Here is a 13,622-nt window from a genome sequence, read left to right as displayed (position 1 = left end):
ACCAACCGCAGTTCGCTGGCGGCTTGTCCGCCCAAACTCAGGAGACATCCATGACAACCTCCACGCCCCGAACCGTTTTCGGTTCCCTTGACAACTACCGCAAGGGCGGCATCGAAGTGACCCAGGGTGACGCCCGTCACTATGTGTTCTCCAACATCTTTGAAGTCGCCGCCGGCTCGGCATCGTACGAACGCGTGGTGGTCGGCAAGAACCTGGAGTACGTGGTGGAAGCCGCGCGTGCCGAAGGGCAATCGGCATGGTTCACCTGCTCGCACGACGAATTCGTGATTTCGATGGACGGGGAGGTACGCGTGGACTTCGTCAAGCTGGACGCGCCTCCCGCCGCCGCGGATGGAGCCGTGCTGGCCGAGCCCACGGGCCGCAAGATGGGCCACGTGGTGCTGGGCAAGGGCCACCAGAGCCTGCTGCCGGCAGGCTGCGCCTATCGCTTCAGCGCGCCGCGGCCCTGCGCACTGCTATTGCAATCCAAGCTCGGCGCGCTGTCCGTGGAGAAGTGGGCGGACATCTGCCTCCACTGACGCAGGCAGCGATCCCACCTTCCCCAAATCAATCAGGAGACTCACCATGGCCATGCTCGACCTTGCCGGCAAGCCGCAAGCCGCCACCTTCGCCGCAGACAAGGTACAGTCCGGCGCGCCCGATCCGGTCAGCGGCTACCGCGACTTCACCCTGGGCGCCTTCCGCTTCTCGCGCGACGCCTACTTCGCTACGGTCCAGTGGCCCGCACGCGGTCAGCTGCGTACTCACGCCATTCCTGCCGACGCCTTCCTGCGCGCCATGATGCGAGACGTAGCCTGGGGCTTTTTCTACGGCTGGGTCAACTTCGACCACGTATTCGGCACGCGCAACCACTACGGCAAGGTCGATGTCTATGCAGGCGCCTTCAACGGCGTGATGAAGGAAGCCGGCGTGGACTATACCGAGACCTTCGATACGCCGGTGATCATGGCAACCTTCAAGGCCATCCTGCACGACTGGACCAACGAAGGCTTCGATCCTTTCGCCGCTCCCGAGGAAACCGGCACGGCCTTCGGCCACAAGCACGGCAACAACGTTGCCGCGATCGAGCGCACCCGCATCGCCACGCGCCGCATGCCAGGCCTGCCCGACGACTCGCCGCTGCGCGATGACCTGCCCGTCAACCGTGCCTTCCTCGACGTGGCGCAGGATGAGCCCGAGGTCCACGCCGAGCCCGGGTTTGAAGGCCAGCTCCACGCATTCAACCTGTTCAAGTACCTGTCCCGGTCCGACGTGACGTGGAATCCGTCGGTCACGTCGGTCTGCGGCCAGAGCCTGTTTTGCCCGACCACCGAGGAGTTCATCCTGCCGGTCTTCCACGGCAACGACCGCGTCGAGTGGTTCCTGCAGCTGTCCGACGAAATCATCTGGGACATCGGCGACAAGAACACCGGCGCGCCCCGCGCCCGCGTCACCATGCGCGCCGGCGACATCTGCGCGATGCCGGCCGATATCCGCCACCAGGGCTATTCGACCAAGCGTTCGATGCTGCTGGTGTGGGAGAACGCCACGCCGAACCTGCCCAGGCGGTACGAGAGCGGGGAACTGAAGCCGTATCCGGTGGAGTTCTGACCGTCCGCTCCATGCCTTGCGCCTCAATTACTCCTGGAACCTCGTCATGCTGAACCAACTCTTCATCAACGGCCGCTTCGTCGATGCGCTCGCCGGCGGCACCATCGACGTACTGAATCCGCACGACGGCAGCCTCATCACCGCCATCGCCGCGGCCGAGGCGGCTGACGTGGATCTCGCCGTCGAGGCCGCCGCCCGGGCTTTCCCCGCCTGGTCCCGCATGGCCGCCGCCGAGCGCGGACGGCTGCTGCTGAAGCTCGCCGACGCCATCGAAGCCAACGCCGAGGAACTGGCGCAGCTCGAATCACTCGACACCGGCCACCCGATCCGCGATTCGCGCGCGCTGGATGTGCCGCGCACCGCCGCGTGCTTCCGCTACTTCGGCGGCATGGCCGACAAGCTGCAGGGCTCGGTGATTCCGGTGGAGACCGGCTTCCTGAACTATGTGCAGCGCGCCCCCATCGGCGTGGTCGGCCAGATCGTGCCGTGGAATTTCCCGCTGATGTTCACGAGCTGGAAAATGGGGCCGGCGCTGGCGGCTGGCAATACGGTGGTGATCAAACCGTCCGAGCTGACGCCGCTGTCGTCGCTGCGCATTGCCGAGCTGATGGCCGAGGTGGGCTTTCCGGCGGGCGTGGTCAACGTGGTGCCGGGCTACGGCCACACGGCCGGCCAGCGGCTGGCCGAACATCCGGGGGTCGGCAAGATTGCCTTCACCGGCTCGACCGCAACGGGCCGGCGCATCGTGGAGGCGTCGAAGGGGAACCTGAAGCGTGTGCAGCTCGAGCTGGGCGGCAAGGGCGCCAACATCGTCTTCGACGACGCCAACCTGGACGCAGCCATCAACGGTTCCGCCTGGGCGATTTTCCACAACCAGGGGCAGGCGTGCATCGCGGGCTCCCGGCTGATGCTCCATGAACGCATCGCCGACGAGTTCCTCGACCGCTTCGGCAAGCTGGCGGCATCCATCCGGCTGGGCAATCCGCTCGATCCGGAAACCGAGATGGGGCCACTGACGTCGGCGCAGCATCGCGACAAGGTGTTGTCCTATACCGGTGTGGCGCGAGAGCAAGGCGGGCGCGTGCTGACCGGCGGCCGGGCGCCGGCGCTCGCGGGGCTCGAGAAGGGCTACTACGTCGAGCCGACCATCGTCGAGGCAGCCCCGCACGACCGCGTGGCGCAGGAGGAGGTATTCGGGCCCTTCGTCACCGTGCTGCGCTTCGGCAGCGACGAGCAGGCACTGTCCATCGCCAACGCCACCGAGTACGGACTCGGCAGCGGCCTGTGGACGCGCGACCTGGGCCGCGCGCACAGGATGGCCAACAGCATCCATGCCGGCATGTGCTGGATCAACTGCTACAAGCGGGTGAACCCCGGCAGTCCGTTCGGCGGGCTCGGCCAATCCGGCTACGGTCGCGAAATGGGCTTCGAGGCCATGCACGACTACACCGAAGCGCGCTCGGTATGGGTCAACGTGGACGCCACGATACCGCCGCATTTCAAGCGCTGAGGCACCGGGCACGTCAATGAGTCAGGAGGGGGGATGGAATCCTTTGTCTACCAGGCCACGCCTTCGCGGGTGGTCTTCGGCCCGGGCCGGCTGGCGGCATTGCCCGATGAGGTGAAGCGGCTCGGCGCGCGGCGCGCGCTGGTGCTCACCACGCCGGAGCAGCGGCCGCTCGGCGAGCACGTGGCTGCGCTGCTGGGCGACTGCTCGGCGGGCGTCTACAGCCAGGCGGTGATGCACGTTCCCGTCGAGGTGGCGCAGGCCGCGCGCGAAGAGGCGGCGCGGCTGGGGGCCGACTGCTACGTGGCGGTCGGCGGAGGCTCGACCATCGGCCTCGGCAAAGCCATCGCCCTGGTCTCCGGGCAGCCCATCATCGCTGTGCCGACCACCTACGCCGGCTCGGAAGTGACACCGATCTACGGGGTGACCGAAGGGCGCCTGAAGCAGACCGGCCGCGAGCAGCGGGTGCTGCCGCGCACCGTTGTCTATGACCCCCAGCTGACCCTGACGCTGCCTGCGGGGATCTCCGCTGCCTCCGGCATGAACGCGATGGCACACGCGGTCGAGGCGATGTACGCGGAGGATGCCAACCCGGTTGTCAGCCTGATGGCCGAGGAGTCGATCCGGGCGCTGGCCGGGGCCCTGCCTGCCATCGTGCAACGGCCGCACGACATCGAAGCCCGCAGCCGCGCCCAGTACGGCGCCTGGCTCGCTGGTGTCTGCCTGGGCACGGTTGGCATGGCGATCCATCACAAGCTCTGCCATACGCTGGGCGGCACCTTCAACCTGCCGCACGCGCAGACTCATGCCGCCATGCTGCCGCATACCGCCCACTACAACCACGCCGCCGCGCCGCGGGCGCTGCAACGCGTGGCGCGGGCGCTGGGTGGCGAACGGGCGCCGGACGCCGGCCCGCTGCTGTTCCGGCTCAACCAGTCTCTCGGTATCGCCGCGGCGCTGTCGACCATCGGCATGCCGGAGCACGGGTTGGACGCGGCCGCCACGCTGGCCTGCACCAATCCGTACTACAACCCCAGGCCGGTCGGGCGCGATGCGGTCCGGGCGCTGCTCGAACGCGCCTGGCGCGGCGACATCCCGGCCTGAGGCCGACACGATGAACGGCACGCTGCTGGTGATCGAGGCAGAGCACATCGACGACGTGCAGCGCTTTCTCGGAGACGATCCTTACATGCAAGCCGGCATCTTCGACCGAGTCGTGATCCGTCCGTGGGACTGGAGTCTGGGTCATCCCGGGCGCGAGGGGTGAGGCGATGGAGACCGCCATGCTCTGCCATCTCGATGCCGTGCCTGACGGCGGCGCTCGCGTGATCGACCGCGAACCGGGCGTTATCGTGGTCCGCCGCGGGCAACAGGTCTGGGCCTACATCAATCGATGCCCCCATTTCTCCATTCCGCTGGATTTCGAGCCGGGCACCATCTGCACCTATGACGCGGAGGTACTGATGTGCGCCCATCATTCCGCACTGTTCCGGTTTGCCGACGGTGTCTGCATCGACGGTCCGTGCCGCGACGCCATGCTGTCACCGCTGCAGGTGCAGGTCATCGACGGGCGGGTTTGCCTGTGCTAGGACGCGGCACGGGGAGCAGCCTTGCCGCATGACCTGGAGGGCGGCCTCGCGGCGTGGTTCGAGGTCCCTGGCGAGCTGGCTGTGCTGAGGCAAGCCAGGGGAAGCGCGGGGCTGGAGTTGACCGTGCTGCGTCCGGAGCGATGACGGCAGCTGCCGGGCAGGGCAGGAGCTTGCACGAAGTGAAGGGCTGTCGCTATTGCACGCGCCGACCCTCACCCCCGCCCCTCTCCCGCAAGCGGGAGAGGGGAGAAAACCGGCAGCGACATCAACGGCCTCGGCCTTTCCAATTTCCGCTTGTGTACTCCCTCTCCCGCTTGCGGGAGAGATGGAATGAACACCGCCCATCTACCGCCAAGCCAGGCCGCGGCCTAGAAAACAAAGGGGCTCTCGCTTGACCGACGGCATCGATGTGCCAGAGTGAAAGTTCGATCCAACACTCAAGGTCGAGGAGAGCCCAAATGAATGCTATGACATATGGGCTGGACATTGCAAAGACAGTGTTCCAGATGTACTGGATAGACCCCATTACGGGGAAGCCCCAGAACCGGCGATTCAGCCGCACCGCGCTCATCGAATTCCTGTCCAATTGCCAGCCTGGGCAGATCGCACTGGAGGCCTGTGGCGGTGCCCACTGGTGGGCGCGCAAGATCCAGAGCCTTGGCCACGAAGTGGTGTTGCTCAACCCGGGTTACGTACGCGCCTTCGTGCGTACGAACAAGAACGACGCGGCGGACGCCCGAGCCATCTGGACTGCAGCCCGGCAACCCGACATGCCGGTCGTGTCGGTCAAGACCGAAGCGCAGCAGGCTGTGCTCTCGTTGCATCGTATACGGGACGGGCTGGTCAAGACGCGCACCCGGCAGAGCAACCAGATGCGCGGGCTGCTGGGCGAATATGGCCTGCACTTCCGCACGGGGCGGCTGGCCTTCCGGGCCGAGCTGCGCCAGCGCTGGGCTGAGGTCGCTCAGGTCGTACCGCCCTTGTTGATGCGCGCGCTGGAGCGGCAGGTCTGTGCGCTGCGCGAACTCGACGAACAGATCCAACTGGTTGAGCGTGACCTCCAGGAATGGCTGAGGTCTGATCCGGCCGCGCAGATCGTGGAGAAGATTCCCGGCGTCGGCCCCATTACCGCCACCGCCTTGGTCGCGACCATGGGCTGTGCCCAGGCCTTCCGCTCAGGCAGAGCCTTCGCTGCAAGCCTGGGACTGGTTCCCGCGCAGACCGGCACGGGCGGCAACGTACGGCTCGGTCACATCAGCAAGCGCGGCGACGCTTACGTGCGACGACAGTTGGTCAACGCCGGACGCACGATGCTACGCGCACCAAACATCCGCCGGCCTGGGCACTGTCCATGCTGCAGCGGCGCCCCAAGAACGTGGTGGTCGTGGCGCTGGCCAACAAGATCGCCCGGACAGCCTGGGCATTAATGGCCCATGGGCGCCAATACGATCCCGGACATGTGAGCTTGCGCCCGGCCTGAGCCGGGGGGCATCACCTTCCCTTAACCAGCGCTTGATTAACCTTCACGGCTGCACAGGCAAGAAACAGCAATGACGAAACAGGTAGGACCGTGGGAACCCAAACCTGCCCCAACCCAAGCGGCTTACAAGCCCGTGGCGAGAGATTGAGGACGGTTCTCAGCAGCTTCCATTGTGGCCCGCGAGAACAAGTACTCGCTCCAGGCCGGATATAAGGCAGCAGCCCCATCCTGCGACGTCAAGCTGGTTCCAAAACCTTGCAACCGGGGCGGTGTTCATATAAGGGTTGGGGTGAGGGCGGGAATATCAACGAAGTGAGGGCTATCGCTATTGCCACCGCCGGCCCTCACCCCCGGCCCCTCTCCCGCGCGCGGGAGAGGGGAGAAAGCCCGCAGCAGCATCAACGCCTCGGGGCTTTCCAATTCCCGCTTGTGTACTCCCTCTCCCGCTTGCGGGAGAGGGTTGGGGTGAGGGCGGGAATATCAACGAAGTGAAGGCTATCGCTATTGCCACCGCCGGCCCTCACCCCCGGCCCCTCTCCCGCAAGCGGGAGAGGGGAGAATGCCCGCAGCGGCATCAACGCCTCGGGGCTTTCCAATTCCCGCTTGTGTACTCCCTCTCCCGCTTGCGGGAGCGGGTTGGGGTGAGGGCGGGAGTATCAACGAAGTGAAGGCTATCGCTATTGCCACCGCCGGCCCTCACCCCCGGCCCCTCTCCCGCAAGCGGGAGAGGGGAGAAAGCCCGCAGCAGCATCAACGCCTCGGGGCTTTCCAATTCCCGCTTGTGTACTCCCTCTCCCGCTTGCGGGAGAGGGTTGGGGTGAGGGCGGGAATATCAACGAAGTGAAGGCTATCGCTATTGCCACCGCCGGCCCTCACCCCCGGCCCCTCTCCCGCAAGCGGGAGAGGGGAGAATGCCCGCAGCGGCATCAACGCCTCGGGGCTTTCCAATTCCCGCTTGTGTACTCCCTCTCCCGCTTGCGGGAGAGGGTTGGGGTGAGGGCGGGAGTGTCGACGAAGTGAAGGCCGTCGCAATTGCCACCGCTGGCCCTCTCCCCCGGCCCCTCTCCCGCAAGCGGGAGAGGGGAGAAAGCCCGCAGCAGCATCAACGCCTCGGGGCTTTCCAATTTCCGCTTGCGTACTCCCTCTCCCGCTTGCGGGAGAGGGTTGGGGGGAGGGCGGGAATATCAACGAAGTGAGGGCCGTCGCAATTGCCATCGGCGGCCCTCTCCCCATCCCTTTCATCACCCGCAGTTCCCATCCACCACGCACAGCCCGTGCACCACCATCTCGCCCATGAAGTCCATCGCAGCCTGGTCGGCGATGGCTTCGCGCAGCGCGTCCAGCGCGGCATCGTGGGGATCGCCGGCGTTGCCGGCTTGCAGCGGGGTGTCATGCCAGCGCTGCGGTACGGCAGCGGGGTCGATGTCGACCCCGGCACCGGCGGCGAGCGCGGCCAGCACGGCGGTTTCCGCTTCGGCCAGGGCTTGGGCTGACAGCGCTCTGGCGGTGGCGGCGCCGAAGCCGTCGAAGGCCTGGGCCGGCGGGCCGCCCGTCAGGTGCCACAGCGCCAGCTCGGTCAGCGGCGTGCAGTTCACGGTGCGCCCGCCCAGCACCACGCCATGCAGCCGCTGGCGGTTCGGTTCGCCTTTTTCGAGCCCGCTTACCAGCCCGCCTTCGCAGCGGACCATCAGCGCCCCATCCGGCACGCCGGACAGGCGGAAGGCACCGCTGGCATCGGCGGTGGCATGCCGCACTTGTCCTTGCGCATCGCGCACCTGCACGGTCGCGCCGGCCAGCGCCGCGCCGACGGCGGCGGTGCCGCTCACTTCCTGTGCCGGGTCATCCCCGCATGCCGCGACGGCCGCGACCGCGCATGCGAGCACGAGGTGGCGCCAGTGTCGAAGTTGCTTGCCCATGGTATCGGTGCTCACGGAGCGAGGTTGGCCAGCTCGCGGCGCGAGCGGTTGAACAGGCCGCGCGCCAGCGGCGTGGGGCGGAAGTCGACATCGAGCGGCGAGATGGTGATGTACTTGGCCAGGAAGGCCGGCGTCTCGGCGGTGCGCGCCAGCGCGGCCAGTTCGGCTTGCGCAGGGCCGGCGTCGATCGATACCGTGTTGTCGGGGTTGCGCTTGTAGGCCGTGGTGAAGGAATCGACGGTGCCGGGCACGGTCAGGCGCACGCCGGCCGGGGTCGCGCCGACGGGGTAGTTGATGCTGAGCGGGTGGGCCACCGGCAGCAGCGGCTGGCCGGCGGCGCGGCTGGCTTCCAGGCTGGCGACCACGCGGGCCAGGAAGGCGCCGGCCTTGGGGAACGCGGCGATGGTGCTGGGAAAGCCTGTGCGGGTCTCGGCAAAGTCCACCCCCACGCTCAGCGCGATGCCCGGCACGCCGCGGCGCGCGGCGAACAGCACGTTCATCACGGTGCCCGAGTGCGGGATCGAGTCCGACAGGTTCTCGCCGAAGTTGGCGCCCGAGACCACCAGGTCCGGCGTGAAGCCGTTCTCCGGCGCGACGATCTTCAGGCCGATGGCGGTGGCGTCGACCGGCGAGCCGGTGCCGATGTAGTCCGGATTGGTGCTGTTGAGCGCGCCGCCCGCGACGAAGGTGGGCTTGACCCGGTGCACGCAGAAGGTATCGGCGCTGCCGGCGAGCGGGTCCACCACCAGCCGGGTGCGGCCGTCGGGCACGGCATAGGCCGCACCCGAGCCGCTCTGGTTGGTGGCGGGGCCGACCGTGAGCACGCGGTGGCCGGCGTCCTGCAGCGCCTTGCGCACCGCGGTGATGCCGGGCGCGGCGCAGCCGTCGTCATTGGTCAGCAGGATATTGAGGGCGTGGGCCGGGCTGGATGCGGCGGCCAGCGCCATGGCAGCAAAGGCGAAGCCGGCTAGCCGCGGACGGGCACGAAGTCTGAACATGGGTATCTGTCTCCTCATTCTTTGTGGGTGATGCAAGCAGGGCCCGGCGGGCCGGGCCCGATCGAAAGCGTCCTTACGCCACCGGCAGGCCGCGCGCGCGTGCCAGCGTGATCGCCGTGTCCTCGATCATGTCTTCCTGGCCGCCCACCAGCCGCTGCCGGCCAAGCTCCACCAGGATCTCGCGCGCGGGGATGTGGTACTTGGCCTCGGCGCGCTTGGCGAACAGCAGGAACGACGAATACACGCCGGCATAGCCCAGCGTGAGCGCGTCGCGGTCGATGCGGATGGGGTGGTCCATGATCGGCACCACCAGGTCTTCGGCCACGTCGGCAATGCGGAACACGTCGACGCCGGTCTCGATGCCCATGCGCTCGCACACCGCCACCAGCACTTCCATCGGTGTGTTGCCGGCGCCGGCACCCAGTCCCGCCGCGGCGGCGTCGATGCGGGTGGCGCCGCAGGCGATCGCCACGAGCGAATTGGCCACGCCCATGGCCAGGTTGTGGTGGCCGTGGAAGCCCAGCTCGGTCTCCGGGCGCAAGGCCTGCCGCACCGCGGTGAGCTTCTCGGTAACGTCGTGCGGCAGCATGTGCCCGGCGGAATCGGTGATGTACAGGCAGTTGGCGCCGTAGCTTTCCATCAGCCGCGCCTGCTGCACCAGCGTCTGCACCGGCGCCATGTGCGCCATCATCAGGAAGCCGACGGTATCCATGCCGAGCTTGCGCGCCATGCCGATATGCTGCTCCGAGACATCGGCCTCGGTGCAGTGTGTGGCCACGCGGATGGTCTGCACGCCGATCTCGTGCGCCATGCGCAGGTGGTCGACGGTGCCGATGCCGGGCAGCAGCAGCGCCGACACGCGCGCCTGCTTCAGCTCGCCCAGCACCGCGCGCAGGTATTCCTCGTCGCTGTGCGCGGGGAAGCCGTAGTTGACCGAGGCGCCGCCCAGGCCATCGCCGTGGGTGACTTCGATCAGCGGCACGCCGGCGGCATCGAGGCCGCGGGCAATGCCCTTCATCTGTTCCAGCGAAATCTGGTGGCGCTTCGGGTGCATGCCGTCGCGCAGGGTCATGTCGTGCAGGGTGATGCGTTGGGCCATGGCCGGGCTCCTCAGGCAGTGGCGGTTGCGGGGCTGCCGGCGCGCATGGCGGCGGCGATGCATTCGGCGGTGCGCGCGGCCGAGGCGGTCATGATGTCGAGGTTGCCGGCGTACTTGGGCAGGTAGTCGCCCAGGCCCTCGACCTCGAGGAAGATCGAGACGCGCTTGCCATCGAACACCGGGCCGTTCTTCAGCGTGTAGCCGGGCACGTACTTGCGCACCTCGGCAATCATGTCATGCACCGACGCGGTAATCGCGGCAACATCGGGCGCGTCGTCGGTCAGGCAGTGGATGGTGTCGCGCATGATCAGCGGCGGCTCGGCCGGGTTGATCACGATGATGGCCTTGCCCTGGCGCGCGCCGCCCACGGCTTCGATCGCGCCCGCGGTGGTGCGCGTGAATTCGTCGATATTGCGGCGCGTGCCGGGACCGACTGAGCGCGACGACACCGTCGCCACGATCTCGCCATACGCGACCGGCTGCACACGCGACACGGCATAGACCATCGGGATGGTGGCCTGCCCGCCGCAGGTGACCATATTGACGTTCATCTCGTTGCTGCCGATATGGGCGTCGAGGTTGACGGGCGGCACGCAGAACGGCCCGATCGCCGCCGGCGTCAGGTCGATCACGCGCACGCCGCGCGCGGTGAGCCTGGCCGAATGCTCGGCATGGACGTAGGCCGAGGTGGCATCGAAGGCGATGCGGATGTCGTCGGCTTCCAGATGCGGCAACAGGCCGTCGATACCGTCGCTGGTGGTCTTCAGCCCCAGTTCGCGCGCACGCGCCAGGCCTTCGGAGGCTGGCTCGACGCCGACCATCCAGACCGGTTCGAGGATGTCGCTGCGGCGCAGCTTGTAGAGCAGGTCGGTGCCGATATTGCCGGGACCGATCAGGGCGCATCGGATCTTGTTCATGGGGTCTCGCGTTGCAAGGTCAGACAGTCAGGAGAACACGGCGGCGCAGCCGCCGATGCCGGTGATATGCATGGACAGGTGGTCGCCCGCCTGCACGGGAATCAGCGCCGCCAGCGAGCCCGACAGGATGGTCTCGCCCGCCAGCAGCGGGATGCCGTAGCTGCCGAGGGTGTTGGCCAGCCACGCCACCGCGTCGGCGGGGTGGCCCAGCGCGGCGCTGCCCAGGCCGGTGGCGACGCACTCGCCGTTCTTGTCGAGCGTCATCGCGCAGGCGGCCAGGTCCAGCGCATGCGGACTGACGCGCTCGTCGCCGAGCACATAGACGCCGCAGGAGGCGTTGTCGGCGACCGTATCCTCAATGCGGATGCGCCAGTCGCGGATGCGCGAATCGACGATCTCGAAGCAGGCCGCGACCGCCTCGGTGGCGTCGAGCACGTCGTCGCGCGTCACGCCCGGGCCGCGCAGGTCGCGCCGCAGGAAGAAGGCGATCTCGCCCTCGGCGCGCGGCTGGATCAGCGACGCGGTCGGGATGGGCTGGCCGGCGGCGTAGTGCATGCTCTGCAGCAGGATGCCGAAGTCGGGCTGGTGCACGTCCAGCATCTGCTGCACGGCGGCGCTGGTCACGCCGATCTTCTTGCCGGTGACGCGGTCGCCGGCCGCGAGCCGGTGGGCGACAAAGCCCTGCTGGATGCGGTAGGCGGCGCTGACATCCAGCGCCAGGCCGCGGCCGCTGAGCGGCGGTACCGGCGTGCGCGTGACCAGCGCCTGGTGGAGTTCGTTGCTGAGCGTGGTGATCAGGTCGGCGTTCATGGCGGCAAAGGGACGGTCCGCGCGGCCTTGGCGGCGCGGACCGGGACGAAGGTCAGAAGGAATACTTGGCGTTGAAGGCCACGTAGTCGCGGTCGGCCAGCGGGCGGTTGACGATGTTGGCGCCGCCGATGAACGCGGCGTAGGTCAGGTTGAGCTCCAGGTTGTTCAGGTACTTAAAGGTCAGCCCGACGCTGGCGCGCTTGTCGCCATAGCCCATCAGCGTGCCGAAGGCGCCGGCCACCGCCGACCTGCCGCTGAACTGCTGCGCGTAGGTCAGCGGCACGGTGACGTCCCAGCCATCGAACACGTTGTTGTAGGTGAGCGACCAGCCCACCTGGAACGCGGCCGAGTTGCGGGTGTTCGACAGCTTGCTGAAGCCCATCACCGGATCCACGTCCAGCACATGCAGGTACGACACTTCGCCCAGCAGCGACTGCGAGTCGGCCAGGAAGTTCGGCCCCACCGAATAGATCGCCGACAGCTGGCCCTGCAGCGCCTTGCCGCGCGTGGCGGTGGCGGAGCCGGCCACGTCCACCAGCATCGGCACGCCGTCCTTGTAGCTGACTTCGCCGGCGACGTTGGCGCCCAGCAGCTGCGTCGAGAAGCTGGCGCCGGTCAGGTTGATGCCGCCGTAGAACTTCTGCTGGTACTGCAGCGTGGGGAACAGCGAGGTGACCACGCTCGGGTTCTTGTCGTGGTAGCGCAGCTGGTAGATGCCGATCTCGGTGTCTTCGAACACGCGGAAGCGCGCGCCGACGCCCCACTGGCCCCAGTCGGACGGGCGGATATCCGGGCCGCGCGGGATGTTGAAGCCGGGCCCGATGATGAATTCCGCGCCGGGCCCGACCACGTCGGTGGTGCTGAAATAGCTGCCCGGGGCGAACATCTGGTTCGGCTTGTAGGTGAACTGGTAATAGCCCATCAGGCTGAACGACGGCGTGACCTGCAGCTGCAGCGAGGCCTGCGGCACCGGCAGCAGGATGTCCTTGACCTCGGCGCCGGGGACGAAGGCCTTGGTCGCATCGGCGGGGCCCTGCGCCCCGGCGATGTTGGCGAAGAACAGGCTTTCGCCCCAGGCCACCACCTGGTTGCCCAGCTTGAAGCTCAGCTGCGTGCCGCCGACCGGCGTGGCGCCGTAGACGTAGGCGTCGAGCAGCTGCGCGCGGTGCTCGTGGTAGTCGCGCGCGGAACTGGTGAACTGGTTGAACGGGCCGCTGTGGTTGACCGTGAACGGCGCGTTGTTGGAATTGGTGCCGCTGTAGGCCCAGTCCTGGAACACGCTGCCGCGCAGCAGTACGCCGAAGGCGTTGCGCTTGAGATGTGCTTCGCCCAGCAGCGAAACGCGGTTGGCGATCAGGTCGCCGCGCTTGAAGTTGCGGTCGCCGTCGTCGCCGTTGATATTGGCCGGGCTCAGCAGCGCGTCGCTCTGGCGGCCGGTGCGCAGCGCCGCGCCGTAGGAGGCGGTGATGCTGTAGTCGAGCGTGGTGTCGTGGCCGAGGTCGATGGTGTCGCCGGCGCGCGCGGGCTGTGCAAGCAGCGCCGTCAGGGCCGCTGCTGCGGCGATGGGCCGCAGCCGGTTGCGGCGCTGCAGTGGCCCGCGTGGTGGTTGGTGCATGGTGGTCTCCCCGTGGAATCGGTGTTGGTTCATTGCCTGGCACTTCGATCGGCGCTCGCCTGGACGAGAAGCGTAGAGAC

11 protein-coding genes and 2 pseudogenes are annotated in these 13,622 nt (G+C 67.7%); 7 read left to right on the top strand and 6 right to left on the bottom strand.

What is annotated here, in order from left to right; translation table 11 throughout:
• Positions 1–50 precede the first annotated feature (50 nt).
• The 7 genes and pseudogenes from LIN44_RS21555 to LIN44_RS21525 all read left to right on the top strand — a co-directional run bounded on the left by LIN44_RS21555 (position 51) and on the right by LIN44_RS21525 (position 6,187).
• Positions 51–539 carry a hydroxyquinol 1,2-dioxygenase gene (locus tag LIN44_RS21555; protein WP_227316267.1) on the top strand — a complete coding sequence of 163 codons (489 nt, stop codon included), beginning with the start codon at positions 51–53 and terminating at the stop codon, positions 537–539.
• Positions 540–585: 46 nt separating this feature from the next.
• Complete coding sequence (locus tag LIN44_RS21550; RefSeq protein ID WP_227316266.1) at positions 586–1,611, top strand: hydroxyquinol 1,2-dioxygenase; 1,026 nt, start codon at positions 586–588, stop codon at positions 1,609–1,611.
• 46 nt (positions 1,612–1,657) lie between these two features.
• Positions 1,658–3,121 (top strand): aldehyde dehydrogenase family protein, encoded by a 1,464-nt coding sequence (locus tag LIN44_RS21545; RefSeq protein WP_227316265.1) that lies wholly within the window; start codon positions 1,658–1,660, stop codon positions 3,119–3,121.
• A gap of 33 nt (positions 3,122–3,154) precedes the next feature.
• A complete protein-coding gene (locus LIN44_RS21540) occupies positions 3,155–4,222 on the top strand; it encodes a maleylacetate reductase (RefSeq protein ID WP_227316264.1) in 1,068 nt (355 codons plus the stop codon).
• Positions 4,200–4,385: pseudogene (locus tag LIN44_RS21535) on the top strand (YciI family protein); the annotation flags it as partial. The gene LIN44_RS21540 and the pseudogene LIN44_RS21535, both read left to right, overlap by 23 nt.
• A 4-nt stretch (positions 4,386–4,389) precedes the next feature.
• A complete protein-coding gene (locus tag LIN44_RS21530; RefSeq protein ID WP_227316263.1) occupies positions 4,390–4,707 on the top strand; it encodes a Rieske 2Fe-2S domain-containing protein in 318 nt (105 codons plus the stop codon).
• Positions 4,708–5,165: 458 nt separating this feature from the next.
• A pseudogene (locus tag LIN44_RS21525) lies at positions 5,166–6,187 on the top strand (IS110 family transposase).
• A gap of 1,241 nt (positions 6,188–7,428) precedes the next feature.
• On the opposite strand, the gene LIN44_RS21520 reads toward LIN44_RS21525, so the two are convergent.
• The 6 genes from LIN44_RS21520 to LIN44_RS21495 all read right to left on the bottom strand — a co-directional run bounded on the left by LIN44_RS21520 (position 7,429) and on the right by LIN44_RS21495 (position 13,542).
• A complete protein-coding gene (locus tag LIN44_RS21520) occupies positions 7,429–8,103 on the bottom strand; it encodes a hypothetical protein (protein WP_227316262.1) in 675 nt (224 codons plus the stop codon).
• Positions 8,104–8,114: 11 nt separating this feature from the next.
• Positions 8,115–9,101, bottom strand: coding sequence for a 5'/3'-nucleotidase SurE (gene surE / locus LIN44_RS21515; RefSeq protein WP_227316261.1), 987 nt, complete (start codon positions 9,099–9,101; stop codon positions 8,115–8,117).
• Between the two features lie 73 nt (positions 9,102–9,174).
• Positions 9,175–10,200: a 4-hydroxy-2-oxovalerate aldolase gene (gene dmpG / locus LIN44_RS21510; protein WP_227316260.1), complete on the bottom strand. Its 1,026-nt coding sequence runs from the start codon at positions 10,198–10,200 to the stop codon at positions 9,175–9,177.
• A gap of 11 nt (positions 10,201–10,211) precedes the next feature.
• Positions 10,212–11,117, bottom strand: a complete 906-nt coding sequence (locus LIN44_RS21505) for an acetaldehyde dehydrogenase (acetylating) (protein WP_227316259.1) — start codon at positions 11,115–11,117, stop codon at positions 10,212–10,214.
• A gap of 27 nt (positions 11,118–11,144) precedes the next feature.
• Positions 11,145–11,927: a 2-oxopent-4-enoate hydratase gene (dmpE, locus tag LIN44_RS21500; RefSeq protein WP_227316258.1), complete on the bottom strand. Its 783-nt coding sequence runs from the start codon at positions 11,925–11,927 to the stop codon at positions 11,145–11,147.
• Between the two features lie 52 nt (positions 11,928–11,979).
• A complete protein-coding gene (locus tag LIN44_RS21495) occupies positions 11,980–13,542 on the bottom strand; it encodes a DUF1302 domain-containing protein (RefSeq protein WP_227316257.1) in 1,563 nt (520 codons plus the stop codon).
• Positions 13,543–13,622: the final 80 nt, after the last annotated feature.

Source organism: Cupriavidus sp. MP-37 (assembly GCF_020618415.1).
Lineage (GTDB): Bacteria > Pseudomonadota > Gammaproteobacteria > Burkholderiales > Burkholderiaceae > Cupriavidus.
Note: the sequence above shows the minus strand (reverse complement) of the source record. Positions and strands in the feature narration are given on the sequence as shown.

Bases quoted from the DNA above. Each gene is read 5' to 3' on its own strand.
- LIN44_RS21555 (WP_227316267.1), top strand. From the start codon at position 51: ATGACAACCTCCACGCCCCGAACCGTTTTCGGTTCCCTTGACAACTAC.
- LIN44_RS21550 (WP_227316266.1), top strand. From the start codon at position 586: ATGGCCATGCTCGACCTTGCCGGCAAGCCGCAAGCCGCCACCTTCGCC.
- LIN44_RS21545 (WP_227316265.1), top strand. From the start codon at position 1,658: ATGCTGAACCAACTCTTCATCAACGGCCGCTTCGTCGATGCGCTCGCC.
- LIN44_RS21540 (WP_227316264.1), top strand. From the start codon at position 3,155: ATGGAATCCTTTGTCTACCAGGCCACGCCTTCGCGGGTGGTCTTCGGC.
- LIN44_RS21530 (WP_227316263.1), top strand. From the start codon at position 4,390: ATGGAGACCGCCATGCTCTGCCATCTCGATGCCGTGCCTGACGGCGGC.
- LIN44_RS21520 (WP_227316262.1), bottom strand. From the start codon at position 8,103: ATGGGCAAGCAACTTCGACACTGGCGCCACCTCGTGCTCGCATGCGCG.
- surE (WP_227316261.1), bottom strand. From the start codon at position 9,101: ATGTTCAGACTTCGTGCCCGTCCGCGGCTAGCCGGCTTCGCCTTTGCT.
- dmpG (WP_227316260.1), bottom strand. From the start codon at position 10,200: ATGGCCCAACGCATCACCCTGCACGACATGACCCTGCGCGACGGCATG.
- LIN44_RS21505 (WP_227316259.1), bottom strand. From the start codon at position 11,117: ATGAACAAGATCCGATGCGCCCTGATCGGTCCCGGCAATATCGGCACC.
- dmpE (WP_227316258.1), bottom strand. From the start codon at position 11,927: ATGAACGCCGACCTGATCACCACGCTCAGCAACGAACTCCACCAGGCG.
- LIN44_RS21495 (WP_227316257.1), bottom strand. From the start codon at position 13,542: ATGCACCAACCACCACGCGGGCCACTGCAGCGCCGCAACCGGCTGCGG.